This is a genomic window from Saccharopolyspora taberi (assembly GCF_039534165.1).
Classification (GTDB): Bacteria; Actinomycetota; Actinomycetes; order Mycobacteriales; family Pseudonocardiaceae; genus Saccharopolyspora_D; species Saccharopolyspora_D taberi.
Map to the genome: position 1 here is coordinate 320,829 of NZ_BAAAUX010000014.1, position 25,421 is coordinate 346,249.

29 protein-coding genes and 1 pseudogene are annotated in these 25,421 nt (G+C 73.2%); 19 read left to right on the top strand and 11 right to left on the bottom strand.

Annotated features, from left to right (window positions below; genetic code table 11):
* Positions 1-39: 39 nt before the first annotated feature.
* From ABD691_RS15670 to ABD691_RS15680, 3 genes are all read left to right on the top strand, one after another.
* The gene (locus tag ABD691_RS15670) at positions 40-663 is read left to right on the top strand and encodes a TetR/AcrR family transcriptional regulator (RefSeq protein WP_344680414.1); all 624 of its coding nucleotides are present in this window, start codon (positions 40-42) and stop codon (positions 661-663) included.
* A gap of 411 nt (positions 664-1,074) precedes the next feature.
* Positions 1,075-1,689, top strand: a complete 615-nt coding sequence (locus tag ABD691_RS15675; protein WP_344680415.1) for a hypothetical protein — start codon at positions 1,075-1,077, stop codon at positions 1,687-1,689.
* Positions 1,690-1,779: 90 nt separating this feature from the next.
* A complete protein-coding gene (locus ABD691_RS15680) occupies positions 1,780-2,727 on the top strand; it encodes a phytoene/squalene synthase family protein (RefSeq protein WP_344680416.1) in 948 nt (315 codons plus the stop codon).
* On the opposite strand, the gene ABD691_RS15685 is transcribed toward ABD691_RS15680, so the two are convergent.
* Both ABD691_RS15685 and ABD691_RS15690 read right to left on the bottom strand, forming a co-directional pair.
* A complete protein-coding gene (locus tag ABD691_RS15685) occupies positions 2,712-3,050 on the bottom strand; it encodes a hypothetical protein (protein WP_344680417.1) in 339 nt (112 codons plus the stop codon). The two genes, ABD691_RS15680 and ABD691_RS15685, sit on opposite strands and share 16 nt — an antisense overlap.
* Before the next feature lie 163 nt (positions 3,051-3,213).
* Positions 3,214-4,380, bottom strand: coding sequence for a S8 family serine peptidase (locus tag ABD691_RS15690; RefSeq protein ID WP_344680418.1), 1,167 nt, complete (start codon positions 4,378-4,380; stop codon positions 3,214-3,216).
* Positions 4,381-4,594: 214 nt separating this feature from the next.
* Here ABD691_RS15690 and ABD691_RS15695 point away from each other — a divergent pair, with 214 nt between their 5' ends.
* On the top strand, positions 4,595-5,032 hold the full coding sequence (locus ABD691_RS15695) for a universal stress protein (protein WP_344680419.1): 438 nt from the start codon (positions 4,595-4,597) through the stop codon (positions 5,030-5,032).
* Between the two features lies 1 nt (position 5,033).
* Here the strand turns inward: ABD691_RS15695 and ABD691_RS15700 are convergent, their stop codons facing one another.
* Both ABD691_RS15700 and pdxR read right to left on the bottom strand, forming a co-directional pair.
* Entirely contained in the window at positions 5,034-5,789 is a 756-nt protein-coding gene (locus ABD691_RS15700) for a GAF domain-containing protein (protein WP_344680420.1), read from the bottom strand.
* 29 nt (positions 5,790-5,818) lie between these two features.
* Positions 5,819-7,231: a MocR-like pyridoxine biosynthesis transcription factor PdxR gene (gene pdxR / locus ABD691_RS15705; protein WP_344680421.1), complete on the bottom strand. Its 1,413-nt coding sequence runs from the start codon at positions 7,229-7,231 to the stop codon at positions 5,819-5,821.
* Between the two features lie 87 nt (positions 7,232-7,318).
* Here pdxR and ABD691_RS15710 point away from each other — a divergent pair, with 87 nt between their 5' ends.
* Entirely contained in the window at positions 7,319-7,939 is a 621-nt protein-coding gene (locus ABD691_RS15710; RefSeq protein ID WP_344680422.1) for a TIGR03086 family metal-binding protein, read from the top strand.
* 66 nt (positions 7,940-8,005) lie between these two features.
* On the opposite strand, the gene ABD691_RS15715 is transcribed toward ABD691_RS15710, so the two are convergent.
* Genes ABD691_RS15715 through cysC form a run of 6 tightly spaced genes read right to left on the bottom strand, consistent with a single transcriptional unit; the run spans position 8,006 to position 14,042 of the window.
* Positions 8,006-8,683 (bottom strand): sulfotransferase family protein, encoded by a 678-nt coding sequence (locus tag ABD691_RS15715; protein ID WP_344680423.1) that lies wholly within the window; start codon positions 8,681-8,683, stop codon positions 8,006-8,008.
* Between the two features lie 38 nt (positions 8,684-8,721).
* Entirely contained in the window at positions 8,722-9,981 is a 1,260-nt protein-coding gene (locus tag ABD691_RS15720; RefSeq protein WP_344680424.1) for a sulfate adenylyltransferase subunit 1, read from the bottom strand.
* Positions 9,981-10,880: a sulfate adenylyltransferase subunit CysD gene (cysD, locus tag ABD691_RS15725; RefSeq protein WP_344680425.1), complete on the bottom strand. Its 900-nt coding sequence runs from the start codon at positions 10,878-10,880 to the stop codon at positions 9,981-9,983. Before cysD ends, ABD691_RS15720 begins: the two co-directional genes overlap by 1 nt.
* Positions 10,877-11,641, bottom strand: a complete 765-nt coding sequence (locus tag ABD691_RS15730; protein ID WP_344680426.1) for a 3'(2'),5'-bisphosphate nucleotidase CysQ — start codon at positions 11,639-11,641, stop codon at positions 10,877-10,879. Before ABD691_RS15730 ends, cysD begins: the two co-directional genes overlap by 4 nt.
* Positions 11,638-12,495 (bottom strand): sulfite exporter TauE/SafE family protein, encoded by an 858-nt coding sequence (locus ABD691_RS15735; RefSeq protein ID WP_344680427.1) that lies wholly within the window; start codon positions 12,493-12,495, stop codon positions 11,638-11,640. Before ABD691_RS15735 ends, ABD691_RS15730 begins: the two co-directional genes overlap by 4 nt.
* A complete protein-coding gene (gene cysC / locus ABD691_RS15740; protein WP_344680428.1) occupies positions 12,492-14,042 on the bottom strand; it encodes an adenylyl-sulfate kinase in 1,551 nt (516 codons plus the stop codon). The genes ABD691_RS15735 and cysC overlap by 4 nt, the downstream gene beginning before the upstream one ends.
* A gap of 131 nt (positions 14,043-14,173) precedes the next feature.
* Here cysC and ABD691_RS15745 point away from each other — a divergent pair, with 131 nt between their 5' ends.
* From ABD691_RS15745 to ABD691_RS15755, 3 genes are read left to right on the top strand one after another with little or no spacing between them, the layout of a single operon-like run.
* Positions 14,174-14,938 (top strand): alpha/beta fold hydrolase, encoded by a 765-nt coding sequence (locus tag ABD691_RS15745; RefSeq protein ID WP_344680429.1) that lies wholly within the window; start codon positions 14,174-14,176, stop codon positions 14,936-14,938.
* The gene (locus ABD691_RS15750; RefSeq protein ID WP_344680430.1) at positions 14,935-16,209 is read left to right on the top strand and encodes a cytochrome P450; all 1,275 of its coding nucleotides are present in this window, start codon (positions 14,935-14,937) and stop codon (positions 16,207-16,209) included. Before ABD691_RS15745 ends, ABD691_RS15750 begins: the two co-directional genes overlap by 4 nt.
* Positions 16,206-17,666: an MFS transporter gene (locus ABD691_RS15755; protein WP_344680431.1), complete on the top strand. Its 1,461-nt coding sequence runs from the start codon at positions 16,206-16,208 to the stop codon at positions 17,664-17,666. Before ABD691_RS15750 ends, ABD691_RS15755 begins: the two co-directional genes overlap by 4 nt.
* Before the next feature lie 21 nt (positions 17,667-17,687).
* On the opposite strand, the gene ABD691_RS15760 is transcribed toward ABD691_RS15755, so the two are convergent.
* On the bottom strand, positions 17,688-17,867 hold the full coding sequence (locus ABD691_RS15760; protein ID WP_344680432.1) for a hypothetical protein: 180 nt from the start codon (positions 17,865-17,867) through the stop codon (positions 17,688-17,690).
* 175 nt (positions 17,868-18,042) lie between these two features.
* Between ABD691_RS15760 and ABD691_RS15765 the strand changes: the two genes are divergently transcribed.
* The 11 genes and pseudogenes from ABD691_RS15765 to pcaC all read left to right on the top strand — a co-directional run bounded on the left by ABD691_RS15765 (position 18,043) and on the right by pcaC (position 25,416).
* A complete protein-coding gene (locus ABD691_RS15765; protein WP_344680433.1) occupies positions 18,043-18,210 on the top strand; it encodes a hypothetical protein in 168 nt (55 codons plus the stop codon).
* Positions 18,211-18,241: 31 nt separating this feature from the next.
* A pseudogene (locus ABD691_RS33755) lies at positions 18,242-18,508 on the top strand (alcohol dehydrogenase catalytic domain-containing protein); the annotation flags it as partial.
* Positions 18,509-18,741: 233 nt separating this feature from the next.
* Positions 18,742-19,227, top strand: a complete 486-nt coding sequence (locus ABD691_RS15775; protein ID WP_344680435.1) for a zinc-binding dehydrogenase — start codon at positions 18,742-18,744, stop codon at positions 19,225-19,227.
* Between the two features lie 78 nt (positions 19,228-19,305).
* Complete coding sequence (locus ABD691_RS15780) at positions 19,306-19,791, top strand: NUDIX domain-containing protein (protein WP_344680436.1); 486 nt, start codon at positions 19,306-19,308, stop codon at positions 19,789-19,791.
* A 209-nt stretch (positions 19,792-20,000) separates the two neighbouring features.
* The gene (locus ABD691_RS15785; RefSeq protein WP_344680437.1) at positions 20,001-20,813 is read left to right on the top strand and encodes a CoA transferase subunit A; all 813 of its coding nucleotides are present in this window, start codon (positions 20,001-20,003) and stop codon (positions 20,811-20,813) included.
* A complete protein-coding gene (locus ABD691_RS15790) occupies positions 20,813-21,580 on the top strand; it encodes a CoA-transferase subunit beta (RefSeq protein WP_344680438.1) in 768 nt (255 codons plus the stop codon). The genes ABD691_RS15785 and ABD691_RS15790 overlap by 1 nt, the downstream gene beginning before the upstream one ends.
* Positions 21,581-21,635: 55 nt before the next feature.
* Entirely contained in the window at positions 21,636-22,388 is a 753-nt protein-coding gene (gene pcaH / locus ABD691_RS15795) for a protocatechuate 3,4-dioxygenase subunit beta (RefSeq protein ID WP_344680439.1), read from the top strand.
* Positions 22,388-22,951 carry a protocatechuate 3,4-dioxygenase subunit alpha gene (gene pcaG / locus ABD691_RS15800; protein ID WP_344680440.1) on the top strand — a complete coding sequence of 188 codons (564 nt, stop codon included), beginning with the start codon at positions 22,388-22,390 and terminating at the stop codon, positions 22,949-22,951. The genes pcaH and pcaG overlap by 1 nt, the downstream gene beginning before the upstream one ends.
* Before the next feature lie 25 nt (positions 22,952-22,976).
* Entirely contained in the window at positions 22,977-24,281 is a 1,305-nt protein-coding gene (gene pcaB / locus ABD691_RS15805; protein WP_344680441.1) for a 3-carboxy-cis,cis-muconate cycloisomerase, read from the top strand.
* The gene (gene pcaD, locus ABD691_RS15810) at positions 24,278-25,039 is read left to right on the top strand and encodes a 3-oxoadipate enol-lactonase (protein WP_344680442.1); all 762 of its coding nucleotides are present in this window, start codon (positions 24,278-24,280) and stop codon (positions 25,037-25,039) included. Before pcaB ends, pcaD begins: the two co-directional genes overlap by 4 nt.
* Positions 25,039-25,416 (top strand): 4-carboxymuconolactone decarboxylase, encoded by a 378-nt coding sequence (gene pcaC, locus ABD691_RS15815; protein ID WP_344680443.1) that lies wholly within the window; start codon positions 25,039-25,041, stop codon positions 25,414-25,416. The genes pcaD and pcaC overlap by 1 nt, the downstream gene beginning before the upstream one ends.
* Positions 25,417-25,421: the final 5 nt, after the last annotated feature.

Below are 25,421 nucleotides of genomic sequence, written 5' to 3' on the forward strand. Positions count from 1 at the left end.
TCGGCGAACGGGTAATCGGAGATTGGGATACTCCACGTCATGCAGGGCAACGCTGGGCAGCGCAACCGCCGGGGCCGGCCGGGGTACGACCTCGGCAGGCTGCTTGACGTCTCGGTCCAGGTGTTCATCGAGCGCGGCTACGAGGGCACCAGCATGGAGGACCTCTCGCACCGGCTGGGCATCTCGAAATCGGCGATCTACCACCACGTGGCGGGCAAGGACGAGCTGCTGCGGCTGAGCGTCAACCGCGCGCTCGACGCGCTGTTCGCGGTGGTCGAGGAGGAGGCGTCCACCACGGGCAAGGCGATCGACCGGCTCGAACACGTCGTGCGGCGCAGCGTCGAGGTGCTGGTGGAGGACCTGCCGTTCGTCACGCTGCTGCTGCGGGTCCGGGGCAACACCAGGATCGAGCGGCAGGCGCTGGCCCGGCGCCGCGAGTTCGACCGGATCGTCAGCGACCTGGTCCGGCAGGCCGAGGCCGAGGGCAGCATCCGGCCCGACGTGGACCCGGCGCTGACCAGCAGGCTGCTGTTCGGGATGGTCAACTCGATCATCGAGTGGTACCGCCCCGGACGCGGGGTGCGGGCCGGGCAGGTCGCCGACGCGGTGACCAAGATCGCCTTCGACGGGCTGCGGAACGGCGTCGCGGAACCCGTCGAATAGGAATTCATGTTCTTGCGTCATACCGCCCGGGCCACTCCGTCCCCCACGCGTGCGGGTGATCTGGAGCTCCCGCGCCGCGCGTGGAAAGCAGAGGGGATTCCGCGCGCGCAGGCCGTCGGCCGCGCCGGAGGATGTGGGAGGCGGTCGGCGGCCCCACTGCCGCAGTACGCTGGGAAGTGCCTGGTCGGAGCTTCGCGCTGGCACGCGGAGCGGATCGGTCCGGCCGGGCGGAGCCCTCGGTCCGAGTCGGCCGGGGGCTCTCGTTTCGCGTTCCCCGGTCGCCGCGGTGCGAACGCGGTAGGGCCTTAGGACTCCTGCGCTCCGGCGCATCGCCGCCTACCGTCCCGCGAGGGCGGGCCGGTCGCTGGGGAAGGCTCGTCACGCGCTTTCCACCGTCATCCGGAGGCGACCGTGTCACGGTTGGAGATGATCGCTCGCGCTTTCCTCCGCTACCTCTACAAGGACCCGCACTTCCGGCCCGAGGTCTCGGGGTTCCTCGCCGATCCCGGGCTGGTGGTGCCGGTCGGCAGGGACGAGTTCGCGCAGGTCGTCGACGCGTTGCGGGGCCAGGAGCTCATCACGACCAGCGGCGAGGAGGCGGGCGGGGTGCCTGCCAGGGCCGGGCTCACCGGTTCCGGGCTGATCTGCGCGGGTCACCACGACGGGGACATCGCCGCGTGGATGAACGCCCGCGCCGCGCCGCTGGCGGTGCTGGAGGACGAGCCGCCGGTGGTGATCCCGGAGCAGCCCCGGCCCGCCGACTTCACCGGGCTCGCGCGAGTCGCCCGGGTGGTGCTGCTGACCCTGCCGACGGTGCAGGAGCGGCGCGGCGGTGGTGACCGCGTCGAGCGGGCCGCGCGCGAGCTGTGGGAGACCGCCCGGCTGCCCCGGCCCGATCCCGCCGAGGTCCGCGAGCTCGCCCGGGCGCTGCGCGGCGAGCTGGTCGGCGGTCCGGTGGCGCACACCCTCGGGGTCGTCCTGGTCGACGGTCTGGACGAGGAGATGGCCCGTGCCGGCCTGTCGTGACCGGGTTCACGACCGGGTCGACCGCGCGCACCGCTTCCCGGGCGTGTGCTGAGATTCCGGTATGGACACCGCTGCCGGAGGCCGTTGCCGATGACCCGTCGCGAGCTGGACGCGGCGGGAATCCGGCAGCCCCGGCTGCGGGCCGCCTACCGCCGCTGCCGCAGGCTGCACTCGGCGCACGGGCGCACCTACTTCCTGGCGACCAGGCTGCTCAGCCCCGGGCGCCGGCCCGCCGTGCACGCGCTGTACGGGTTCGCGCGGTGGGTCGACGACATCGTCGACGGCTCCGGTGGCGACGCGCGCGAAGGACAGCTGGACCGGCTGGACCGGGATCTGCGCACGGCGCTGCGGGAAGGGCGCAGCGCGCACCCGATCATCGCGGCTCTGGTGGACACCGTGCGTCGCTACGACATCCCGCACTCGCTGTTCGCCGACTTCATGGCTTCGATGCGGATGGACCTGTCCGTCGGCGAGTACCGGACGCGCGCCGAGCTGGACGAGTACATCCACGGTTCGGCGGCGGTGATCGGGTTGCAGGTGCTGCCGGTGCTCGGCACTGCCGGGCCCGTCGACACCGCCGCGCCGTACGCGGCGGCTCTCGGCTGCGCCTTCCAGCTCACGAACTTCCTGCGCGACATCGCCGAGGACCTCGACCGGGACCGGGTGTACCTGCCCGCCGACGAGCTGGCGGCGTTCGGCGTGGACCGCGAGCGGCTGGTCTGGTGCCACCGGACCGGCAGACCGGACCGCCGCGTCCGCACCGCGCTCGCCCACCAGGTGGCGCGAACCCGCGCGGTGTACCGGGACGCCGAACCGGGAATCGGCATGCTGGCCGAGACCTCGCGCCCGTGCGTGGCCACCGCTTTCACGCTGTACGGCGAAATCCTGGACCGGATCGTGGAGTCCGGTTACGACGTGTTCCGGCAGCGGCTCGCGGTGTCGAACGCGCGGCGGCTGGGGATCGCGGTCTCCGCCGTCGGCACGACGGCCGCGGCCAGGGCGCGGGTGTCGGCGCGCGGGCGTCAGCGCTCCTGCTGATCGGCGATCGCCTGGGCGGCGACCCTGGTGGCGTGGCTGAGGTCCTCGGCCGCCGCCGCGGCCTGGTCGAGCGCGACGTGCACTTCGGACGGCCGCACCAGCGCGGCCCCCGCCTCCGAGAAGCGGTTGGACAGCGCGTCGAGCTGCCGGGCGAGCCCGTTGCCCGCCGCGGTCACGACTTCCAGCGCCTCGCGCGCCGCGTCGATCTCGGCCGGTGTACCGGCCTGCCTGCGCGCGGCGAGCTCCAGCCCCTCGCTCGCACTCGCGATAGCGTCCGCGGTGGCGGTCAGATCCTGCCATCGGGACGAGGGCGTACCTGCCATCGCTCCTGCCCCCGCACGTGCCCGTGTTCAGCGGGCGCCTGGTTCGGCCAGCGCGGTTCCGGAGCGACCCGGGTGGCCGCGTCCGAGCCGGAACCGCTACTGCGGCAGTACCCGGCCCGGACGGCGAGCACACGTGGCGGGTGGGTCAGGGTTGACGGGCCGATCAGGGTGCCTGGACCAGGCCCGCACCGGCGTCGGTCGACGGCAGCGGGACCCGCCGGGCGGTCTGCGCCAGCCGCGCCCACAGGCCCCACGCCCGTTCCGGCGTCTGCTGGGCCAGCAGCGCGGCGATCCCGGCGACGTGCGGGGTGGCCATGCTGGTGCCGCTGAGCGTCTTGTAGCCCGCGCCCGGCCAGCTGGAGTGCACGTCGACGCCCGGTCCGACGACGTCGACCTGACCGATCTCGTCGACGGTGCCGCAGGAGAAGTCGGCGATCGCGCCCTGCGCGTCCACCGCGCCGACGGCCATGATCGACGGGCAGTTCGCCGGGTGCCCGACCGGGGCGACGGTGCCCTGCCCGCGGGCGCTCTCGTTGCCCGCCGCCGCGATGATCAGCGTGCCCTTGGCCATGGCGCGCTGCGCGACCCGCTCGAACGCCTCCGAGAACGGCTGACCCGGTTCGGTCGCCGCGCCCAGCGACATCGACACCACCGAGCAGCCGTTGGAGATCGCCCAGGAGATGCCTTCCAGGATTCCGCTGTCACTGCCCGAACCCTCGTTGCCGAGCACCTTGCCCGCGTAGATGCTGGCCTCCGATGCGATGCCGTAGCCGGGGCCGTTCTGCGAGGTCCGCGGACCGCAGGAAGTACCGATGACGTGGGTGCCGTGGCCGTGGCCGTCCTGCACCTCCTCCCCCGGCACGAACGATCCGGTGACGATGTCGCGGCCTGCCAGGTCCGGGTGCTGCAGGTCCAGCCCGGTGTCGAGGACGGCCACCCGCACGCCCTTGCCGGTGGCCGCGCTGCGGTCGGCCCGGGTGGCCTGGAGACCCCAGGTGAACTCGCCGTCCACCGGCGCCGCGGGCTGGTCCCCGATGGCGTAGACCGTGCGTTCGGCTTCGAACGCCGCGATCGGTCCGGGCGCGTTCACGGCTTCGCTCAGCGCGGTCGCCTGGTCGGCTCCCGCGGTGATCAGGGCGATTCCCAGTTCGTTGAGCACGACGCCGTCGGCGGCGCCGAGCAGTTCGGCGGCCGAGGCGCCGACGATGTCGGCTGTGTTGACCGTGCGGATTCCCGCCAGCCTGGTCAGTTCCCGTGCTCCCACAACGGTCGAGTCGTCCTCCAGCAACACCAGGTAACGCCCGGTGGCTGAGCTTTCGGTTCCGGCCATAGCGGCCCCCTAGGTCCGTTTGCGCGCTTTCCGGCACAGATACCACAGGTTTAACTCGCGTAACGCACGGTGAGCAAGGGGCCGGACGGGTACCGCTCGGAGGTCCTCAGTGGATGGACCGGCCGCAGCGGATGGCAACCGCGCCCGCGGATCCCCACACTGGTGGCCGGAGTCCGTGTGACCGGAGTCCGCGCCAGGAGCGGAAGGAGTCGTGATGAGCGATCCAGCCGAGTCCGAGATCGTCGTCGGTGTCGACGGTTCCTCCTCGTCGAAGGCCGCGCTGCGCTGGGCGGTCCGGCAGGCGGGGCTGACCGGGGCCGGGGTGCGGGCCGTTGCCGCGTGGGAGTTCCCGGCCTTCTACAGCTGGGAAGGCGGGCCGATGCCGCCCGAGGAGTTCGAGCAGACCGCGCGCAAGAGCCTCGACGACGCGGTCGACGAGGTCGAGCACCAGACTGTGGGGCCGGTGCGGATCAGCCGCGAGATCATGCACGGCCACTCGGCGCAGGTGCTGCTCGACGCCGCGGAAGGCGCCGAGCTGCTGGTGGTCGGCAGCCGCGGCCACGGCAGCTTCTACGGCGCGCTGCTCGGTTCGGTGAGCCAGCGCTGCGCGCAGCACGCGCGGTGTCCGGTGGTGATCGTGCGGGAGGAGTGAGTCACCCGCGCCACGCCTCGACCAGACCGCGCGCCGCGCGCCAGAGGACGTCGTAGGCGTCCTCCGGCGGCAGGCCGCGGTTGCCGATCAGGGTGTCCGCGGCGCGGATCATCACGTCACTGCTGCGCAGCGGTTCGCGGACGCGCGCGTCGTTGCGCGCCCCGGCCGCGTCGATCGCGATGGCGGAGTAGGACGCCAGGACGAGTGCCACGTCGGGGTCCGCCGCGGCCAGGCCCCGGGGCTCGGACGACCAGAGGGTGACCACGGCTTTGCGGCCCTCTGCCGCCAGGACCACCCCGGCCGCGAGCGCGCTGCGCACGCCGCGGTCGGCGGCCTGCGGGCCGAACCGCGGCCACGCCTGGTCCGCGGTGAGGTCGGCGCTGTAGCCGAGCCCGGTTCCTCCGTCGTCGGCCGCCCGCAGCGCCGGGCCTTCTCCCAGCCTGTGCTGCAACAGGTCCAGCTCGGCGCACAGCCGATCGGTGTGGGCGAGGGTCGACAGCCCGCCCACCGCGTCGCGGGTGGTCACGCTCGCCGACGACGCCCCGGGCACCACCGCCGCCGCGAAGTCGGCGATCAGCTGCAGCACCTCGGAAACGGTTCCGGCGGCGAACAGGTCCCGGCCCATGTCGGCGAACTGCAGGGCCAGCGGCGACCACAGCTGCGACCTGGCGTCGGCCACGCCGCGCTGCCCGGTGCCCTCGGCGCGCTTGCGGAAGTACTCCACGAACCGCTCGCGGTCCCTGACGTCGGGGTCCACAGTCCCCTGTTACCCGACCGCGTCCGGGGTCAACCGCCGAGGCATTCGCGCAGCCGGGCGAGTCCTTCGTCCACATCGGACGCGTCGATTCCGCCGTAGCCGAACACCAGACCGGGTGGGGTCGCGCCCGCCCGGCCGAACGGGCTGAGCGGCATGATCCCCACGCCGCCGGCCGCCGCGCGCTCGGACGCGGCCCGGTCGTCGGTGCCTTCCGGCAGCCGCGCGCACAGGTGCAGCCCGGCCTCGGCGGGCAGCACGTCGAGCAGCCCGCCGAAGTCGCGGCGCAGTCCCGCCGAGATCCGCCGGTACCGGTCGGCGTAGGCGGCCCGGCAGCGGCGGATGTGCCGGGCCAGCAGCCCCTCCTCGACGAACTCGGCCAGCGCCGCCTGCACCGGCAGCGAGGTGTGCGCGTCGGTCACGTGGCGCGCGGCCCGCAGCGCCGGGCGCAGGCTCCGCGGCGCGATCAGGAACCCGATGCGCAGCGTCGGCAGCAGGACCTTCGACATCGAGCCGACGTATATGACCCGGCCCGTGCGGTCGAGGTTCTGCACCGGCTCGATCGGGCGGCCGGAGAAGCGGAACTCGCTGTCGTAGTCGTCCTCGACGATCACGCCGCCGGTGCGTTCGGCCCATTCGAGCAGGGCGGTCCGGCGCGGCAGCGACATCGGCACGCCGAGCGGGAACTGGTGCGACGGGGTGACGCACACCAGCTTCGCCTCGCGCGGGATCCGGTCGACGACCAGGCCCTCGGAGTCCACCGGCACCCCGGCGACGCGGGCGCCCAGCGACCGGAGCAGCTGGCGCTGCGGCGGGTATCCGGGATCCTCCACCGCGACGCACATGCCCGGCTCGACCAGCACCCGCCCGATCAGGTCGACCGCGTGCTGGGCTCCGTTGGTGATCAGCACGTCGTCGGCGGTCGCCCGCACCGCCCGCGACACGCCGACGTGACGCGCCAGAGCCGCGCGCAGCCCGGCGTGCCCGGCGGGGTCCCCGTAGCTGGGCGGGCCGATCGCCGAGGCTCGCAGCCGGCGCGACATGAGCCGCCGCCAGGAGGCGTACGGGAACATCCGCACGTCGGGGATGCCCGCGCGGAAGTCGAACCGCGGCTCGCTCACGTCGGTCGGCGGCACCTTGATCCGCGACCAGATCGCGCGCGGGCGCAGCTCCGCTCCGGCGGCGGGTTCGGGTGGGCGTTCGAACCCGCCCTCGCGCACATAGGTGCCCGAACCCGTTCTCGCGGAGACGAACCCTTCCGCGGTGAGCCGGTCGTAGGCGGCGCTGACGGTGTTGCGCGAGACCTCCAGCCGGGCGGCGAGCTCGCGGCTGGGCGGCAGCGCCTGGCCAGGTCGGAGGCGGCCGTCGAGCACGGCCGCGGCGACCTGCCGGTAGATCTGGCCGGTCAGGTCCGTCCTGCCGACCAGGCTGACGTGGAACTCCACCCGGCAGAGCCTAGCCGGAATCGGCCCAGTCGAACTCGGCGGATTTGGCTCTGCCACCGGGCCGTTCCGGTTCCTAGCATCGGCGGTGTGGACATCCGACACCTGCACCAGCGGGCCGCCGCCGACGTTTGGCGGGTCGTCTCGCGGATCCGCCCGGACCAGCTGCACCTGCCGACCCCCTGCGCCGACTGGACGCTGCACGGGCTGCTGCGCCACCTCGTCAGCGAGAACCTCGGCTTCGCCGCCGCGGCCACCGGAAAGTCCGATGTGGACCGGAATGCGGTGGATCGGGACGCTGTGGACTGGGACGCGGTGGACTGGGACGCTGGGCGGCTCGGGGACTCCCCCGCCGAGGACTACCGGCGCTCGGCCGAGGAGTTCGACCGGGCCTTCGCCGACGACGGCGTGCTCGCGAGCCGGATGCGCGTCCGCGAGTTCGGCGTGCTGCCCGGGTCGACAGCGCTGGCGATGCACTTCATCGACCTGGTCGTGCACGGCTGGGACGTGGCGCGGACCATCGGCGCCGACTACCGGCCGGACGACGAGCTCCCGTCGACCGCGCTGCGGCTCATGCGCGGCTTCTCCGGCGGTCAGGCCGCTCGCGTCTTCGGTCCGCCGGTGGCCGTCGACGGCAGCGCGGGCGCGCTGGACCAGCTGGTCGCGTTCCTCGGGCGGTCTCCGGGCTGGAACGGCGGGGGCGTGGGCTGAGTCCTGGCCGGTCGAGGCGGTGCCGGTCGCTCGGCGCGTTCAAGCGACCGGCACCCCAGGGCCCGGTCAGCCCTGCCCGGCGAAGGGCGAGGGCACCCTGCCCTCGGAGCGGATCTGCTCGGCGAGGTCGGTCATCGACGCGGAGTCGTTGACGTGCGGGAAGTCCTCCTCGGGCACGTCGACGCCGAGGAACTCGCACAGCGGTCCCCAGCCCTGCTTGACCTCGAAGACCAGCAGCCGCTCCGGCGGCACGATCCGCTGCACCTCGGCGTTGTGCCGCTCGAACACCTCGATCGCGTGGTCGCGGTCCTCGAACCGGCCGTCGAAGGTGCCGTTCCAGACCATCCGCTCGATGGTCGGGCGCAGCGCCAGCATGTCCGGGTCGGCGCCGAACCGCTCGTCGGCCTCGGAACCGTTCTTCACGAACTGGTAGATCGTGTTGTACGTGCTCTCGTACCACCGCAGCGGGTCGCGCACCGTGAGCACCACCTTGGCGTCCGGGTACCTTTCCATCAGCTGCTGCCAGAACGCGCAACCCGGCCAGTCCACTGTGGATTCGAACCCGGCGAAGACCTGGTCCCAGTCGACCCGCTCGCCGTCGAGCGCGCTCGCCCACGGCCGTATCCGCGTGGGCTGGGCGATGACCTCGAACATGTGGTAGCAGGGGCCGTGGCCGATGTGCTCCAGGGCCGCCTTCAGCGACGCCGTTCCGGTCCGGCCGAACCCGGCACCGATGACCTTCATTGTGCGTTCTCCTCTTCCTCGGGGCCGCTCGCGGCCGTTCAGCCGCGGGCGCGGTCGATCATCACGGCGGCGACGGTCGCGTTCGTGGACTCGTCGACCAGCACCCCGCCCCCGGTGAGGCGGTTGTGCTCGTACGGGTCGCAGAACACCGGCTCGTCGAGCCGCAGCGCGATCCCGCCGATGTCGTTGAGCGCCAGTTCCGCCGCCGGTTCGCTGCGCAGGGTCATGACGTCGAGCCGGTGGTGCAGCTCGGTCACCGTCGCGCCGACAGTTCTGGTGGTGTGCTTGAGGAGCAGGCGCGCGTTCGGCCGGAGCGCCTTGCGCGCGTCCATCCAGCACACCGTCGCCTCGATCTCCGCGGCCCGCACCGGTTCCGACCCCACCGCGCAGAACAGGTCTCCGCGCCGGACCGGGAGATCGTCGCCGGGCACGAGCGTGATCGACAGCGGCGCCGCCACCCGGTCCGCGGGCCCGTCGGGCGTTTCGACCGCCGCGACCGTGGTGATCCGGCCGGATGGCAGGTGCCGGACCTGCTCACCGGCGCTCACCGATCCAGCGGCCAGCTGGCCCGCGCAACCCTCGAACCCGTCGGTCCGGATCAGGTACTGCACCGGGAAGCGCAGCGCGCCGTCGGCGTCGTCGCGCGCCGGCACCGACTCCAGGTGTTCGAGCAGTGCTGGACCCTCGTACCAGGGCGTGGCGGCCGAGCGGTCGACCACGTTGTCGCCGTGCAGCGCCGAAATCGGGATCGCGGTGACCTCGGCCAGCCCGATCCCCGCCGCCCGCGCGGCGAAGTCCTCGGCGATCCGGTCGAAGACCGCGCGGTCGTAGTCGACCAGGTCCATCTTGTTCACCGCGAGCACGACGTGCGGCACCCGGAGCAGGCCCGCGAGCACGGCGTGCCGGTGGCTCTGCTCGGTCAGCCCGTTGCGGGCGTCGGCCAGCACGATCGCCAGGTCCGCGGTCGAGGCACCGGTGACCATGTTGCGGGTGTACTGGGCGTGGCCCGGAGTGTCGGCGATGATGAACGCCCGCCGCCCGGTCTCGAAGTAGCGGTGCGCGACGTCGATGGTGATGCCCTGCTCCCGCTCGGCCCGCAGGCCGTCGGTGAGCATCGCCAGGTCCAGGTGCTCGTCCCCGCGCTCCTCGCTGGCCAGCCGAACCGCCTCCAGCTGGTCGGCCAGCAGCGACTTCGAGTCGTGCAGCAGCCGCCCGATCAGGGTGCTCTTGCCGTCGTCCACGGCGCCCGCGGTGGCGAACCGCAGCAGTGTCGCCTGGGACATCGTCACTCGGGACATCAGAAGTATCCCTCCCGCTTGCGGTCCTCCATCGCGGCGGCACCGGCGCGGTCGTCGGCGCGGGTCTGGCCGCGCTCGGTGATCCGGGTCGCGGCGATCTCGGCGATCACCTCGGCGACCGTGGTCGCCTCCGACGGCACCGCACCGGTGCAGGTCATGTCGCCGACGGTGCGGAAGCGCACCGACCGCTCCACCAGCGGCTCGTCGGCGTCCCGCTCGACGAACCTGTTGTCCGCCAGCAGCATCCCGTCGCGCTCGAACACCTTGCGGTTGTGCGCGAAGTACAGCGACGGCAGTTCCACCCCGTCCCGCTCGACGTAGGTCCAGACGTCGCGCTCGGTCCAGTTCGACAGCGGGAACGCGCGGACGTGCTCACCGGGGTGGATGCGGCTGTTGTAGAGGTTCCACAACTCGGGGCGCTGGTTGCGCGGATCCCACTGGCCGAAGGCGTCCCGGAACGACAGCACGCGCTCCTTGGCCCGCGCCCGCTCCTCGTCCCGGCGGGCGCCGCCGAACAGGGCGTCGAAGCCGTGCTCGGCCACGGTGTCGAGCAGGGTCACCGTCTGTGCGCGGTTGCGGCTGGGCCAGCGGCCCTCGGGTTCGGCGACCCGGCCCGCGTCGATGGAGTCCTGCACCGACCCGACCACCAGCCGCACCCCGAGCTCGGCGACCCGCCGGTCTCGGAACGCGATGACCTCGTCGAAGTTGTGTCCGGTGTCGACGTGCAGCACCGGGAACGGGATCGGCGCGGGCCGGAACGCCTTCTCGGCCAGCCGCAGCAGCACCGCGGAGTCCTTGCCGCCGGAGAACAGCAGCGCGGGCCGCCCGAACTCGGCGGCGACCTCGCGCAGCACGTGCACCGCCTCCGCCTCCAGCACCTCCAGCCTGGAGTCCGTCACAGCCCCTCCTCGGTCAGATCGAGCTCGGCCAGCTCGGCCAGCAGGCTTTCGGCGAGCCCGGGACGGCACACCACGAGATCGGGCAGCCACGGATCCGGCTGGTTGTAGCGCAGCGGGGAGCCGTCCAGCCGCGACGCGTGCATCCCGGCGGCGCGGGCGACCGCGACCGGCGCCGCGCTGTCCCACTCGTACTGGCCGCCCGCGTGCACGTAGGCGTCGACGTCGCCGAGCACGACGGCGGCGATCTTCGCGCCCGCCGAGCCCAGCGGCACCGGCACCGCGCCCAGGGCCTCCGCCAGCGGTTCGACGAAGCGCGGCGGTCTGGTGCGGCTCACCGCGATGCGCGGGCGGTTTCGCCCGGAGCCGACGCTGAGCGGCGCTTCGGCGGTGCTGAGCACGACATCGCGCGCGGGCAGCGCGACCGCCCCGGCGATCAGGTCCTCGCCCTCGGCCAGCGCCACGTGCACCGCCCAGTCCTGCCGCCCGGGTTCGCCGAACTCCCTGGTGCCGTCGAGCGGATCGACGATCCAGGTGCGCCCGCCCGCGCGGCGCGGCGGACCCGCGGTCCCGTGCTCGGACACGACGGTGTCCTCCGGGCGGTGCTCGGTCAGCTCCGCCACCAGCAGCTTGTGCGCGCTCTGGTCGCCTGCCGCGCCGAGCGCCCTGGGATCTCCACGGTCGTCTCGTTCGCGCAGCTCGACGAGGTGGCGGCCCGCCGACGCGGCGAGCCGCGCGGCGAGCGCGTGGTCGTTGTCGGTCACCTTGGTTCCCCTTCGTTTCCCACGCCCACGGGTGGACGTGGTCTTACCGCCAGCCCCGCTCCCGCGGCGGCGGCGACGGCCACCGCCGGCACGAGCGCGACGGCCACCGGCACCGAGAGCAGCACGAGGCCGGTCAGAGTCAGCATCGCTCCCAGCAGCACCCGGATCGGTGCGTCCGGTGTGCGCGCCGAGAGCAGGGCGCCCGCCAGCACGCCCGGGATCGATCCCGCCAGCAGCGCGCCGACCAGTGCGAAGTCGACCTCGCCCACCAGCAGGTGCGCCACCGCGGCGACCAGCACCAGCGGCACCGCCTGGACCAGGTCCGTACCCACCAGCTCCGACGATGTCAGCCGCCGGTGCAGGAGCAGCAGGCACACGATGACGATCGAGCCCGATCCCACCGAGGTCGTGCCCACCACCAGCCCTGCCAGCGCGCCGAGCAGCACGGTCGGCAGCGCCCCGGGCCGCGTCGGCGACAGGGCCGGTACTCGCACGCGATCCAGGTACATCCGCACGAACAGAGTGACCGCGGCCAGCACGACCGCCACCGCGGCGGCGATCTTGAGCACGTCCTGCGAACGCTCGCCGAGGTACCCGGACAGCACCGAGCCGACGGCCGCGCACGGCAGCGAGCCCGCGCACAGCCACCCGACGAGCCGCAGGTCGACAGTCCGGCGTCCCAGGTGCACCAGCGCCCCGGCGGGTTTGGTGACGGCGTTGGCGACCAGGTCGGTCGAGACCGCCGCCAGCGGCGGCACGCCGAAGACCAGGGTGAGCAGCGGCATGGTGAGCGCTCCCCCGCCCATGCCGGTGAGGCCCACCAGCAGGCCGGTCACCAGACCGGTCGCGGTCACCCCGAGGTCCACGACCGGACCCAGCCCCGCGCGCCCAGCAGCGCCACGACCTCCGCGACCGCCTCGGACACTGACATCCGGGAAGTGTCCAGCACCAGGTCGGCGTCCTCGGGCTCCTCGTACGGCGCGGAAACCCCGGTGAACTCGGGCAGCGAGCCCTCGCGAGCGCGCGCGTACAGGCCCTTGCGGTCGCGGCGTTCGCACTCGTCGAGCGGAGTCGCGACGTGCACGAGCGCGAACTCGCCGACCTCGCGGACGCGGCGGCGGACGTCGTCGCGGTCGGCGGCGTACGGGGCGATCGGAGCGCAGATCGCGGCGCCGCCGTGCCGGGTGATCTCGGCCGCGACCCAGCCGATGCGGCGCACGTTGCGGCTGCGGTCCTCGGGCGAGAAACCGAGCCCCGCGCACAGCGACCGGCGAACCACGTCGCCGTCGAGCAGGGTGACCTGCCTGCGGTCCAGCCGCGCGAGCTCGTCGCGCAGCGCGCTGGCCAGCGTCGACTTGCCCGCTCCGGACAGGCCGGTGAACAGCACGGTGAACCCGCGTTCGTGCAGCGGTGGGCGCAACCGCGCCCATTCCTCGGCGATCGGGGCGGTGGCGAACCACTCCGGCAGCGGCGTCCCGGAATCCAGCAGCTGCTGCAGCTCGTCGTCGGACAGCCCGGGACGGCGCTCCCCGGCGGGGACCAGCGCGGCCGGGAGCCACCGGTCGCCGGCTCCGCGCGCGACCTCCGGCGGCTCCACGACGGTCACCGGCACGTGCTCCATCGACCTGTCGCCCAGCAGGTGGGTCGCGCCGTAGGCGGCGGCGACGTGTGCGGCGAGCAGGTCGTCCTGCTTTCCGTCGCCGTGCGAGGTCAGCGGGACCGGTACCACCGCGGTGCCTTCGGGGAGTTCGGCCTGCGCGGCGAAGGTGGCGCGGACCAGCGTTTCCGGCCGGGGGCCGGTCAGCCGCGGCAGGAGCAGCACGGTCGCGCCCAGCTCCCCCGCGGCGTGCCGGATCTGCGCGAGCCTGGCGCGGTCCAGCGGCTCGTCCGGGACCACGCCGAGCACCGGGCCGGGCGGGAGGCCGGCGCGCACCACGTCCGCCGGGGGCCGCAGCATCCGCAGCAACCGGGACCGCTCGGCGGTCACCGCGCGGACCGGTCCAGCGAGGTGCGCGTACCGTTCGTCGCGCCACGGCGCGATGTTCTCGACGACCGCCAGCGGCGCGCCCTCCTGGTCGCGCAGCTCGACCCTGGGGTGCGCGGCGATCTCGTCGGGCACTCGCAGCGTGATCGGCACCGGCCACGGCGAACCGTCGGCCAGCCGTCCCGCGGTCCGCACCGACTCGGCGTCCTCCGCGCCGAGAAACCCGTCCAGGGCGGGAAAAGCCCCGTCCAGCAGAAGCTCCACATCGGACAGTTCCGCCGGCTCCGGCACCCACACCGGACAGTCGGACTCCGCAGCGTTCGTGCGCACGCACACCTCACGTCGTTCGACGATGGACCAGACCACCATCTTCGACACCGCGCCCGCCGGAGAACCCCGCTGACGACTTCTCGCCACCGGCCCACCGGTCCTTGCCTGATCAACGACCAACTGCCGAGTCCACAGTGGATCACCGGTACGCGGCATTGACGCTGCCGCACCGGGCCGACAGAGTGTGACTCCGGCGCGACGCACGCGAAGGAGACACGATGACGGCGCAGGTGCTTCCCCACGACCGGGTCGGAACCGGTGAGCACGCGGTGCTGGCCGTGCACGGCTGGCTCGGCGACCGGACCAGCTTCGCCCCGCTGCACCCCCACCTCGACCGCTCGGCGTTCTCGTACGTGTTCGCCGACCTGCGCGGCTACGGCGAGGCCGTCGACGTGCGCGGCGAGCACACCGTGTCCGAGGCCGCCGACGACGTGCTGGCCACCGCGGACGCGTTGGGGCTGCGCGAGTTCTCGCTGCTGGGGCACTCGATGGGCGGCATGGTCGCCCAGCACGTGCTGCTCCGGGCCCCGGAGCGGGTGCGCCGGATCGTCGGCGTCTCGCCGGTGCCCGCGTCCGGCGTGCCGTTCGACGAGCAGGGTTGGGAGCTGTTCTCCGGTGCCGCCGAACGGCCCGGGAACCGCCGGGCGATCATCGACCTCACCTCCGGCAACCGGCTGCCGGGCGCCTGGCTCGACGCCGTGGTGCGGCGTTCGGTGGAACGCACCGACACCCGGGCGTTCCGGCGAATCCTCGATTCCTGGGCGAAAACCGACATCCACCAGGAGATCGACGGCAACCCCGTCCCGGTGCTGGTGTGCGCCGGGGCGCACGATCCCGCGCTGTCGCCGGAGGTCATGACCGCGACGTGGATGCGCTGGTACCCCAACGCCGAACTGGAGGTGTTCGCCGACGCCGGGCACTACCCGCCCGACGAGGTGCCGCTGGCGCTGGTGGCCAGGGTCGAGTCCTTCCTGTCGGCATGACGGCCACCGAGGTCCCCGACGTCTTCGACCCGCGCCGGTACGCCACCGGGATCCCGCACGCCGACTTCGCCTGGCTGCGCGAGCACCAGCCGGTGAGCAGGCAGGCCGAGCACCGGGTCGGGGACTGGCCCGAGGGCCCGGGATTCTGGGCTGTCACGCGGTATTCCGACGTGGAGCGGGTGCTGAAGGAGCCGGCGGCGTTCTCGTCCTGGCTGGGTGCCACCCAGATCCGCGATCCCGCTCCGGAGGATCTGCCGTTCATCCGCCGGATGATGCTCAACCTCGATCCGCCCGAGCACGGTGCGCTGCGGCGGATCATCAGCCGCGCGTTCACCCCGCGCCGCATCGACCGGTTCCGGGCCGACGTGGCGGCGCGGGCGCGGGAGCTGGTCGACTCGGCCGCCGATCGCGGCGGGTGCGACGTGCCGCCGGAACTGACCGACGACTACCCGCTGCTCAACCTGGCCGATCTGCTGGGCGTTCCGGAGTCCGACCGGCGGATGCTGCTGGAGTGGACCAACCGGATCATCGGTTACCAGGACCCCGAGCACTCCGAACCCACCCGCGACGCAGACGGGAATCCGGTCAACCCGCGTTCTCCGGCCCAACTGGCCGACATGTTCGACTACGCGGGCGAACTCGCCGCGCACAAGCGCCGCAACCCCGCCGACGACCTGATGACCGCGCTGGCGACCGCGGAGATCAGCGACACCGAACTGCGGATGTTCTTCTTCCTGCTGTCGGTGGCGGGAAACGACACGGTGCGCAGCGCTCTTCCCGGTGGGCTGCTCGCGTTCGCCGACCACCCGGACCAGCACCGGCTGCTGCTGGAGCAGCCCGGCCTGCTCGACCGGGCGATCGAGGAAACGCTGCGCTACCACCCGCCGGTGCTGAGCTTCCGGCGGACCGCCACCGCCGACGTCACGTTGGCCGGACAGCACATCCGCGCCGGGGACAAGGTCGTGGTGTTCCACTGCTCGGCGAACTTCGACCCCGAGAGGTTCGAAGACCCGCTGCGCTTCGACATCCGCCGCTCCCCCAACGCGCAGCTCTCCTTCGGCACCGGCCCGCACGTGTGCCTCGGGACGCATTTCGCGCGGATGCAACTGCGCGCGTTCTACTCGGAAGCCCTGTGGCGACTGCGCGAACTGCACCGCACAGGCCCGGTTCAGCGCCTGGTCTCGAACTTCATCAACGGCGTCAAGCACCTTCCGCTGGGCTTCACCGCCACCCCGCCGGAAGCACCGCCCGGACCTATCCTCGACCAATGAGCACAGGCGCTCCCGTCGCACTGCGGTCCACCTCGGGCCGCTGGGTCATCGTGGCCACGATCCTCGGGTCCGGCGTGGCGTTCCTGGACGGCTCGGTGGTCAACGTGGCGCTGCCCGCCATCGGCCGCGACGTCGGCGGGGACCTCTCGGTCCTGCAGTGGGTCCTCGACGCCTACCTGCTGACGCTGAGCGCGCTGCTGCTGCTCGGCGGCGCCCTCGGCGACCGGTACGGCCGCAGGCTGGTGTTCACCATCGGGCTGGTCGTGTTCACGCTCGCCTCGCTGCTGTGCGGGCTGGCACCGACCGGCGGCGCGCTCATCGGCGCGCGGCTGCTCCAGGGCGTCGGTGGCGCGCTGCTCATCCCCGGCAGCCTCGCGCTGATCAACTCGTCCATCCGCGGCGACGACCGCGGTCAGGCCATCGGGACCTGGGCGGGGCTGACCGGCGTGTCGTCGGCGATCGGCCCGTTCGTCGGCGGCTGGCTGGTGGACGCGGTCTCCTGGCGGTGGGTGTTCTTCATCAACGTGCCGCTGGCCGCGGTGGCCTTCGCGGTGACCGTCCGGCACGTCCCGGAGAGCCGGAACCCGGAGGCCACCGGGCGGCCCGACCTCGCGGGCGCGCTGGCGGTCACCGTCGGTCTGGCGGGCACCATCTACGCGCTCATCGAGGTGCCGACCAAGGGCTGGGGCCCGATGCCGGTCGTCGCGCTCGTCGCCGGCGTCGCCGGGCTGGTGCTGTTCCCGTTCGTCGAGGCCCGCAGGCCCAACCCGCTCATGCCGCTGTCGCTGTTCCGCTCCGGGCAGTTCACCGGGGCGAACCTGACGACCTTCACCGTCTACGCGGCGCTGAGCGGGGCGCTGTTCCTGCTGTCGTTGCAGTTGCAGCAGACCCTCGGCTACTCGGCGCTGTCGGCCGGGATCGCGACGCTGCCCATCACGATCATCATGCTGCTGCTGTCCGGCCGGATGGGCGCGCTCGCGCAGCGCACCGGTCCCCGCCTGCCGATGACCATCGGGCCGCTGGTGTGCGCGGGCGGGCTGGCGCTGATGGTGCTCGCGGTTCCCGGCAGCACCTACCTCACCGGCGTCCTGCCGGGCGTACTCGTGTTCGGCCTGGGACTCGCGATCACGGTCGCTCCGCTGACCTCGGCCGTGCTGGCCTCGGTCAGCGAGCACCACGGCGGCATCGCCTCCGGCGTGAACAACGCCGTCTCCCGGGTCGCCGGCCTGCTCGCGGTCGCGGTGCTCCCGCTGGTCGCCGGGCTCTCCCACACCGGTGCCGGGCAGGCGCTGGGCGCCGGTTTCGGCCGGGCCATGCTGATCTCGGCCGCGCTGTGCGCGCTCGGCGGGGTGCTCGCGTGGGCCACCATCGACCGGGGCAAGGCGGTCGAGGCCGTCCCCGTGCCCGCGCTCAACCACGCGTGCCAGGACCCGGGCACCTGTCCCGACGTCAGCTGATGCGCACGCCGCCGCGTGCCCTCACGCGGCTCGCCGGACGTCGCCCAGCTGCCGCATCCGGGCCAGCCACAGCTCCAGCTCGGCCAGCTGGCCGTGCAGGAGCTCGCTTCCGTACATGTCCGGGCTCGCGCTCAGCGCTGTCAGCTCGTCCCAGCGCTGCTGCATCTGCTCGGTCAGCTCGCGCACCGTGTTGGCCGCCATCCGGCACCCCCTCCGACTAGGTCACCCAGGTGACGGTACGAACGCGGTCGGTGACCTGGGAAAGGGCGAAAGTCCCGAACCCAGCCACCCGGAAGATCGCCTACCGCCCGGGGTCCGGCTGTGGTCTGATCATCCGGGTGGGGGCCGCCCCACCGGACCGGCTTGGAGGCTGGGGATGAGACGAGGACGGCGGGGGCATCCGTGCGAACCGGACACCTCCCGCATCGGCCTGTGGCGCTGCGAGGAGTGCAAGCAGCTGTGGGAGATCCACGGCGTGGAGGGCGCGCCGAAGGTCCGGCGGGTGAGCCGGATCGGCCAGTTCTTCGCCTGGCTGCTCGGCTGACCGCCCCGCGGCGGCGGCTACCGTGATCAGGGTGCGCGGAATCGTCGTCACCGAGCAGGGCTGGACCGAGCGCGATGACCTCCCGGCGCCGGAACCGGATCCGGACGAGGTCGTCGTCGAGGTCCGCGCCGCCGCCCTGAACCACGCCGACCTCGACGAGCTCACCGGCGACTACCGGTCCGACCAGCGGCGGGCCGACCGGCCGCGGATCGCCGGGTCCGACCTGGCCGGGGTCGTGGTCCGCACCGGCAGCGACGTCAGCGGCCTACGTCCCGGCGACCGCGTGATGGCGATGACCGAAGGCGCGTTCGCGGAGCTGGTCGCCGTCGACCACCGCGCGGTCGTCCCGATTCCGGACGGGCTCGGCTGGGCCGAGGCCGCCGCGCTGCCGTCGGCGTGCATGACCGAGTACGACGCGCTGGTCAGGCAGGGCGGGCTCGCGCCGGGCCGCAGCGCGCTCATCACGGCCGGGACCTCCGGTGTCGGCCTGGTCGCGATCGACATCGCCCGCTGGGCGGGCGCGCCGAGCCGGTGCTCGCGACCACGACCGACCCGGCCAAGCTCCCGCTGCTGTCCGGACGCGGCGCCCTGCCGGTCGACACGGCCTCCGACGACCTCGTCGCGCAGGCGATGCGGGCCACCGGCGGCGCGGGCGTGGACCTGGTCGTCGACCACGTCGGCGGCGCGCTGCTCGACGACCTGGTGGCCGCGGCCGGGCTGGGCGCGACGATCATCCAGGTCGGCAGGCTCGGCGGACGGCGCGCGGCGCTGGACCTCGACCGGCTCGCCTACCGGCGGGTGCGGCTGGTCGGCACGACGTTCCGCACCCGCCGCGGCGCCGAGCACCGCGCCGCCATCGCCGCGGACCTGCGCGAGCGGCTGCTCCCGGCGATCGCGTCCGGGCGCGTGCGTGCGCACGTCCACGAGGTGTTTCCCGCCGACCGCGCGGATGCCGCCCGCGACCTGCTCCGCGGCGGCGGAGCGACCGGCAAGGTCGTGCTCTCCTACGGCGGGTGACCACCCGTTCGCCAGGGACGACGGACAACGCGAACTCCGTTACTGTGATCGTTCCGCGGCGCAGGAAGGAGTCCGACGATGGCCAGGTTCAGGTGGTTCACCCACGCCGTTCCCGAGGGCCTTCCGGTGCGCCAGGTCTACGGCTTCCTGTTCGCCTCCGACGGCCGGGTGCTGATCCGGGTCGACGGCGCGAAGCACTCGCTGCCGGGCGGGCGCCCGGAGCTGGGCGAGAGCACCTACGCCGACATCCTGCGGCGCGAGACCTTGGAGGAGGTCACCTCCGAGATCACCGATCCGCACTACCTCGGCTACCAGTGCGTGGACGACGGGGTCTCGCCGTACGCGCAGGTCCGGATGGTCGCCTCGCTGGCGCGGGTGCACCCGCCGGCGCCCGACCCGGACAACGGCCGCACCTACCGGCGGCTGCTGGTGCACCCCGACGACGCGGGTGACCTGCTGAACTGGGGCACCAGCGGGCACATGCAGGCCACCGCCGCGGCGGAAGCCGCGATCACGGTGCTCGGGCTCCCGCACCGCGGGCTGCCCGCCCCGAGCTACATCTGACCCGCGCGAGCCACCGGCTCGCGTGCCGGCACCGCCCCGCGGGCGGGACCAGACCGCGCTGCGGCACCGGCTCGCGCGGGCCCCTTCTCGAACCAGGCGTTCACGCCTGGCGATCGATCGTGCCCACCTCCGGAGTATTGACCTCACCAGCGGCTTTGCTCTAGCGTTCGCATACAGCACACATGTTCTCTATGCGTACGGAGGTTGGAGTGGCCCGGATTCAGTCGCTCCAGGAGGCGGTCGCGGAGCTGGTGCACGACGGCGACACGGTCGCGCTGGAGGGCTTCACGCACCTGATCCCGGTGGCCGCCGGGCACGAGATCATCCGGCAGCGGCGGCGGGGGCTGACGCTGTGCCGGATGACGCCCGACATCGTCTACGACCAGCTCATCGGCGCCGGGTGCGCGAGCAGGCTGGTGTTCTCGTGGGGCGGCAACCCCGGCGTCGGCTCGCTGCACCGGTTCCGCGACGCCATCCAGAACTCCTGGCCGGTTCCGCTGGAGATCGAGGAGCACAGCCACGCCGGGATGGCCAACCGCTACGTCGCGGGCGCCTCCGGCCTGCCCTTCGCCGTGCTGCGCGGCTACACCGGCACCGACCTGCCCGAGCACACCGACAGCATCAAGCCCGTCGAATGCCCGTTCACCGGCGAACGGCTCGCGGCCGTGCCCGCGCTGAACCCCGACGTCGGCATCATCCACGCCCAACGGGCCGACCGGTCCGGCAACGTGCAGCTGTGGGGGATCACCGGCGTGCAGAAGGAAACCGTGCTCGCCTCCCGCCGCTCGCTGGTCACCGTCGAGGAGATCGTCGACGAGCTGGAGCCGCGGCCGGGGGCGATCGTGCTGCCGCAGTGGGCGATCACCGCCGTCGCCGAGGTCCCCGGCGGGGCGCACCCCTCGTACGCGCAGGGGTATTCCGAACGGGACAACGCCTACTACCGCGGGTGGGATCCGATCGGACGCGACCGCGAGGCGTTCGGGCGGTGGCTCACCACCGAGGTGCTGGAGAGGAGCGCGTGATGGCCCAGTCCGCCGACCACACCGCCGACGAGATGATGACCGTCGCCGCCGCCCGCTCCCTGCGCGACGGCAGCGCCTGCTTCGTCGGCATCGGCCTGCCGAGCACGGCGGCCAACCTCGCCCGCCGCACGCACGCCCCGGACCTGGTGCTGATCTACGAGTCCGGCACCCTCGGCGCCAAGCCGGACCGGCTGCCGCTGTCGATCGGCGACGGCGTGCTGGCCGACACCGCCGACTCGGTGGTCGGCGTGCCGGAGGTCTTCAACTACTGGCTCCAGCCCGGCCGCATCGACACCGGTTTCCTCGGCGGCGCCCAGGTGGACCGCTTCGGCAACCTCAACACCACCGTGATCGGCGGTGACTACCGGCACCCGAAGGTCCGCCTGCCCGGCGCGGGCGGCGCGCCCGAGATCGCCGCGTCCTGCCGCGAGGTGCTGATCGTGATGCGCCAGAGCCCGCGCAGCTTCGTCGACCGCCTCGACTTCGTGACCTCCGTCGGCTACGGCGACGGCCCGGGCAGCCGGGAGCGGCTGGGCCTGCGCGGCCGCGGCCCGGTCAAGGTGATCACCGACCTGGGCGTGCTGGAACCGGACCCGGACACGCTCGAGCTGACGCTGACCCGGATCAACCCCGGCGTCGAGGTCGAGCAGGTGCGGGCGGCCACCGGCTGGCCGCTGCGCGTCGCCGCCGAGCCGGTGGTCCAGGAACCGCCGACCGCCGCCGAACTCGACGTCCTGCGCGCGCTCAAGGCCACCATCGCAGAATGACCCACCAGCGCAGAACGACACCGTGCCTCCCACCGCCCCGCCAGAGGAGCCACCCATGACGCCATCCCCGCAGACCCGCTCGCCTTCCGGCCTGATCCTGCCCTCCTACCCCCGCGACGACGCCTCGCACCCCGCGCTGGACACGCCGGAGTACGCCTCCACCTCGTTCCGGCACCCGTCCCAGCCGCTCCAGCTGCTGCCGCAGTACCTGACCGAGGTGACCGGTCCGCTGCTGGGCCACGACCGGGTCGGCGCGACCGACCACGACCTGACCGCGCAGCACGACGGGGAGCCGCTGGGCGAGCGGATCATCGTCAGCGGCCGGGTGCTGGACTCCGGCGGGAAACCGGTGCCGGACGCGCTCGTCGAGCTGTGGCAGGCCAACGCCGCGGGCCGCTACCGGCACTCCGGCGACCGCCACCCCGCTCCGCTGGACCCGAACTTCTCCGGCGTCGGCCGGTGCGTGACCGACGCCGACGGCGGGTACCGGTTCGTCACGATCAAGCCCGGCGCCTACCCGTGGCGCAACCACGACAACGCCTGGCGGCCCGCGCACCTGCACTTCTCCCTGTTCGGGCAGGCGTTCACGCAGCGCCTGATCACCCAGATGTACTTCCCGGGCGATCCGCTGTTCTCCCAGGACCCGATCTTCAACTCGGTGCGCGACCCTAAGGCCAGGGAGCGGATGATCTCCCGCTTCGACCTGGACAGCACCGTGCCCGAGTGGGCGCTGAGCTACCGGTTCGACATCGTGCTGCGCGGGTCCGAGGCGAGCGTGTTCGAGGACGAGGAAGAGGACGACGACTGATGGCACTCGAGACCACCCCGTCGCAGACGATCGGCCCGTTCTTCGCGCTGCCCGACGGGCTGCTGTGGCCGGACGGCCCTGACGTCGTGCCCGAGGGCGCGCCCGGCGCGATCGTCCTGCACGGGATCGTGACCGACGGCAACGGCGATCCGGTGCCGGACGCCGTCGTGGAGATCTGGCAGGCCGACGCCGAAGGCCGGTTCCACCACCCCGCCGACCCCCGGCCGGACACCGCCGGTTCCTTCCGCGGGTTCGGCCGCTGCGGGACCGCGCCGGAGGGGCGGTTCTGGTTCCGCACCGTCAAACCCGGGCCGCTGCCCACGCCGGACGGCCGGACCGAGGCGCCGCACATCAACGTCTCGGTACTGGCGCGCGGGCTGCTCAACCGCGTCGTCACCCGCGTGTACTTCCCGGACGAGGCCGAGGCCAACGGCGCCGACCCGGTTCTGTCCGGTGTGGACGAGTCCCGCCGCTGCACGCTGGTCGCCACCGCCGACGACGACGGGTTCCGCTTCGACATCCGGCTGCAGGGCCGGGACGAGACCGTTTTCTTCGCCGTCTAGCAAGGGGATCGGTGTGTTCGGTCCGATGTTCAGCACGCCGCGCGCCTCCGCCGCGACCGGGAGCAAGGCGTGGTTGCAGGCGATGCTGGACTTCGAGCGGGCGCTCGCCGGCGCGCAGGCCGCGGCCGGGGTCATCCCGGATGACGCGGCCCGCGAGATCGGGCGGCGCTGCCGGGCGGAGTTGTTCGACGCCGAGGACATCGCGCGGCGCGCGGTCGCCTCTGCCACGCCGGTGATCGCGCTGGTGCACGACCTGACCGGGCTCGTCGGCTCCGCCGCCGCTCCGCACGTCCACCGTGGAGCGACCAGCCAGGACGTCGTCGACACCGCCGCGATGCTGGTCGTGCGCCGCACCCTGGACCCGGTCCTCGACGACCTGCGAGCGGTGGCCGGGGAGTGCGCGCGGCTCGCCCGCGAGCACCGCGGGACCGTGATGATCGCCCGGTCGCTGTTGCAGCAGGCGCTGCCGACGACCTTCGGCTACCGCTGCGCGGGATGGCTGGTGTCGGTCGAGTCCGCCACCTCGGGGCTCCGCCGGGTGCGCGACGAACGGCTGGCGGTGCAGTTCGGCGGCGCGGCGGGCACGCTCGCCTCGCTCGGCGCGGACGGCCCCCGGGTGCTGGGCCTGCTGGCGGCCGAACTGGGACTCGGCGAGCCGGTGCTGCCCTGGCACACCGACCGAACCCGGATCGCCGAACTCGCGGGCGCGCTGGGGGCGGTCGCGGGTGTGCTGGGCAAGATCGCGCTCGACGTGAAGCTGCACGCCCAGACCGAGGTCGGCGAACTGGCCGAAGGTGCCCCCGGGGGCTCGTCGGCCATGCCGCACAAGCGGAATCCGGCAGGCTCGGTGCTGGTCACGGCTGCGGCGCAACGGGTTCCGGGGCTCGTCTCGACCCTGCTGTCGTCCATGCCGCAGGAGTACGAGCGGGCGGCCGGATCGTGGCAGGCCGAATGGGAGCCGCTTTCCGAGGTGCTGCGCCTGGTCGCGGCAGCGGCGGCCCACACCCGCCGGCTGCTTTCGGACCTGCGGGTCGACGCGGGCCGGATGGCCGCCAACGCCGCGAGCACCCGGGGTCTGGTCATGGCCGAGAGCGCGTCCGCCGCGCTGGTGGACGCGCTCGGCCGGACGGGGGCGCAGGAGCTCGTGTCCCGCCTGTGCCGCCAGGTGACCGAGAAGGGCAGCACCCTGCGGGACGAGCTCCTCGCCGACGACCGGGTGCGCGAGGTGCTTTCGCACGACCAGATCGTTTCCGCGACCGAACCGGCCGACTACCTTGGCGCGGCCACCGCGTTCGTCGATCGAGCCCTGTCCGAACAGGAGGACCGTTGACCGTCCACTTCGAACTGACCGGACCCGGGGACGGCGCCGTGGTCGTGCTGTCCAACTCGCTGGGCACCGACCTGGCGCTGTGGGACGAGCAGGTTCCCGCGCTGTCCCGGCAGTTCCGCGTGCTGCGCTACGACCAGCGCGGGCACGGCCGCACGCCGGCCGTCCCCGGGCCCTACGACCTCGCCCAGCTCGGCGGTGACGTGCTCGCGCTGCTCGACCACCTCGGGGTGGAGCGGGCGCACTTCGCCGGGGTCTCCCTGGGCGGCATGACCGGCATGTGGCTGGCCGAGCACGCTCCGGACCGCATCGGCAGGCTCGCGCTCATCTGCACCTCGGCCGAGCTGGGTCCGGCGTCGAACTGGCACGACCGCGCGGCGCTGGTCCGCGCGCAGGGCACCACACCCGTAGTGGAGAGTTCGCTGTCCAGGTGGTTCACGCCGGCCGCGGCCGGAAAGCCGGACATCGCCGCGAAGTTCGGCGGCATGATCGAGGGCTGCGCCGCCGAGGGCTACGCGGGCTGCTGCGAGGCGATCGCGTCGATGGACCTGCTGGCCGGGCTCGGCTCGATCACGGCTCCCACCCTGGTCATCGCGGGCGAGGACGACCCAGCCACTCCCCCGCACCACGCCGAGCGGATCGCCGCGGCGGTCCCGGGCGCGCGGCTGGCGGTGCTGGCCGAGGCCGCGCACCTGGCCAACGCGGAGCAGCCCGCCGCGATCAACGAACTCCTGCTCGACCACTTCACGAGGAGCCTGTGATGGACGACCACCACGCCGAGGGCATGCGGGTGCGCCGCGAGGTGCTGGGTGACGCCCACGTCGACCGGGCGATCGCGCGGACCACCGAGTTCACCAGGCCGTTCCAGGACTTCATCACCCACTACGCCTGGGGTGAACTGTGGCGCGGCGACGGCATCGACCGGCGCACCCGCAGCATGATCACACTGGCGCTGCTGGCCGCGGGCGGCTGCGAGGACGAGTTCGCGATGCACGTGCGCGCCGCCCTGGGCAACGGCGTCACCGCGGAGGAAATCCGGGAGGTCCTCATGCACGTTGCCGTGTACGCGGGAGTGCCCCGCGCGAACAGCGCCTTCGCGATCGCCAATACGATCCTGGACGATGACGGCGGGAGCTGATCCCA

What these genes read in the sequence shown, in the direction of transcription:
- ABD691_RS15765 (WP_344680433.1), top strand. Translation starts at nt 18,043, where the DNA reads ATGAGACGAGGACGGCGGGGGCATCCGTGCGAACCGGACACCTCCCGC.
- ABD691_RS15715 (WP_344680423.1), bottom strand. Translation starts at nt 8,683, where the DNA reads ATGAAGGTCATCGGTGCCGGGTTCGGCCGGACCGGAACGGCGTCGCTG.
- pcaH (WP_344680439.1), top strand. Translation starts at nt 21,636, where the DNA reads ATGACGCCATCCCCGCAGACCCGCTCGCCTTCCGGCCTGATCCTGCCC.
- ABD691_RS15685 (WP_344680417.1), bottom strand. Translation starts at nt 3,050, where the DNA reads ATGGCAGGTACGCCCTCGTCCCGATGGCAGGATCTGACCGCCACCGCG.
- ABD691_RS15690 (WP_344680418.1), bottom strand. Translation starts at nt 4,380, where the DNA reads ATGGCCGGAACCGAAAGCTCAGCCACCGGGCGTTACCTGGTGTTGCTG.
- ABD691_RS15750 (WP_344680430.1), top strand. Translation starts at nt 14,935, where the DNA reads ATGACGGCCACCGAGGTCCCCGACGTCTTCGACCCGCGCCGGTACGCC.
- ABD691_RS15790 (WP_344680438.1), top strand. Translation starts at nt 20,813, where the DNA reads ATGGCCCAGTCCGCCGACCACACCGCCGACGAGATGATGACCGTCGCC.
- ABD691_RS15780 (WP_344680436.1), top strand. Translation starts at nt 19,306, where the DNA reads ATGGCCAGGTTCAGGTGGTTCACCCACGCCGTTCCCGAGGGCCTTCCG.
- ABD691_RS15680 (WP_344680416.1), top strand. Translation starts at nt 1,780, where the DNA reads ATGACCCGTCGCGAGCTGGACGCGGCGGGAATCCGGCAGCCCCGGCTG.
- ABD691_RS15745 (WP_344680429.1), top strand. Translation starts at nt 14,174, where the DNA reads ATGACGGCGCAGGTGCTTCCCCACGACCGGGTCGGAACCGGTGAGCAC.
- ABD691_RS15670 (WP_344680414.1), top strand. Translation starts at nt 40, where the DNA reads ATGCAGGGCAACGCTGGGCAGCGCAACCGCCGGGGCCGGCCGGGGTAC.
- pcaC (WP_344680443.1), top strand. Translation starts at nt 25,039, where the DNA reads ATGGACGACCACCACGCCGAGGGCATGCGGGTGCGCCGCGAGGTGCTG.
- pcaG (WP_344680440.1), top strand. Translation starts at nt 22,388, where the DNA reads ATGGCACTCGAGACCACCCCGTCGCAGACGATCGGCCCGTTCTTCGCG.
- ABD691_RS15695 (WP_344680419.1), top strand. Translation starts at nt 4,595, where the DNA reads ATGAGCGATCCAGCCGAGTCCGAGATCGTCGTCGGTGTCGACGGTTCC.
- pcaB (WP_344680441.1), top strand. Translation starts at nt 22,977, where the DNA reads ATGTTCAGCACGCCGCGCGCCTCCGCCGCGACCGGGAGCAAGGCGTGG.
- ABD691_RS15760 (WP_344680432.1), bottom strand. Translation starts at nt 17,867, where the DNA reads ATGGCGGCCAACACGGTGCGCGAGCTGACCGAGCAGATGCAGCAGCGC.
- ABD691_RS15720 (WP_344680424.1), bottom strand. Translation starts at nt 9,981, where the DNA reads ATGTCCCGAGTGACGATGTCCCAGGCGACACTGCTGCGGTTCGCCACC.
- ABD691_RS15755 (WP_344680431.1), top strand. Translation starts at nt 16,206, where the DNA reads ATGAGCACAGGCGCTCCCGTCGCACTGCGGTCCACCTCGGGCCGCTGG.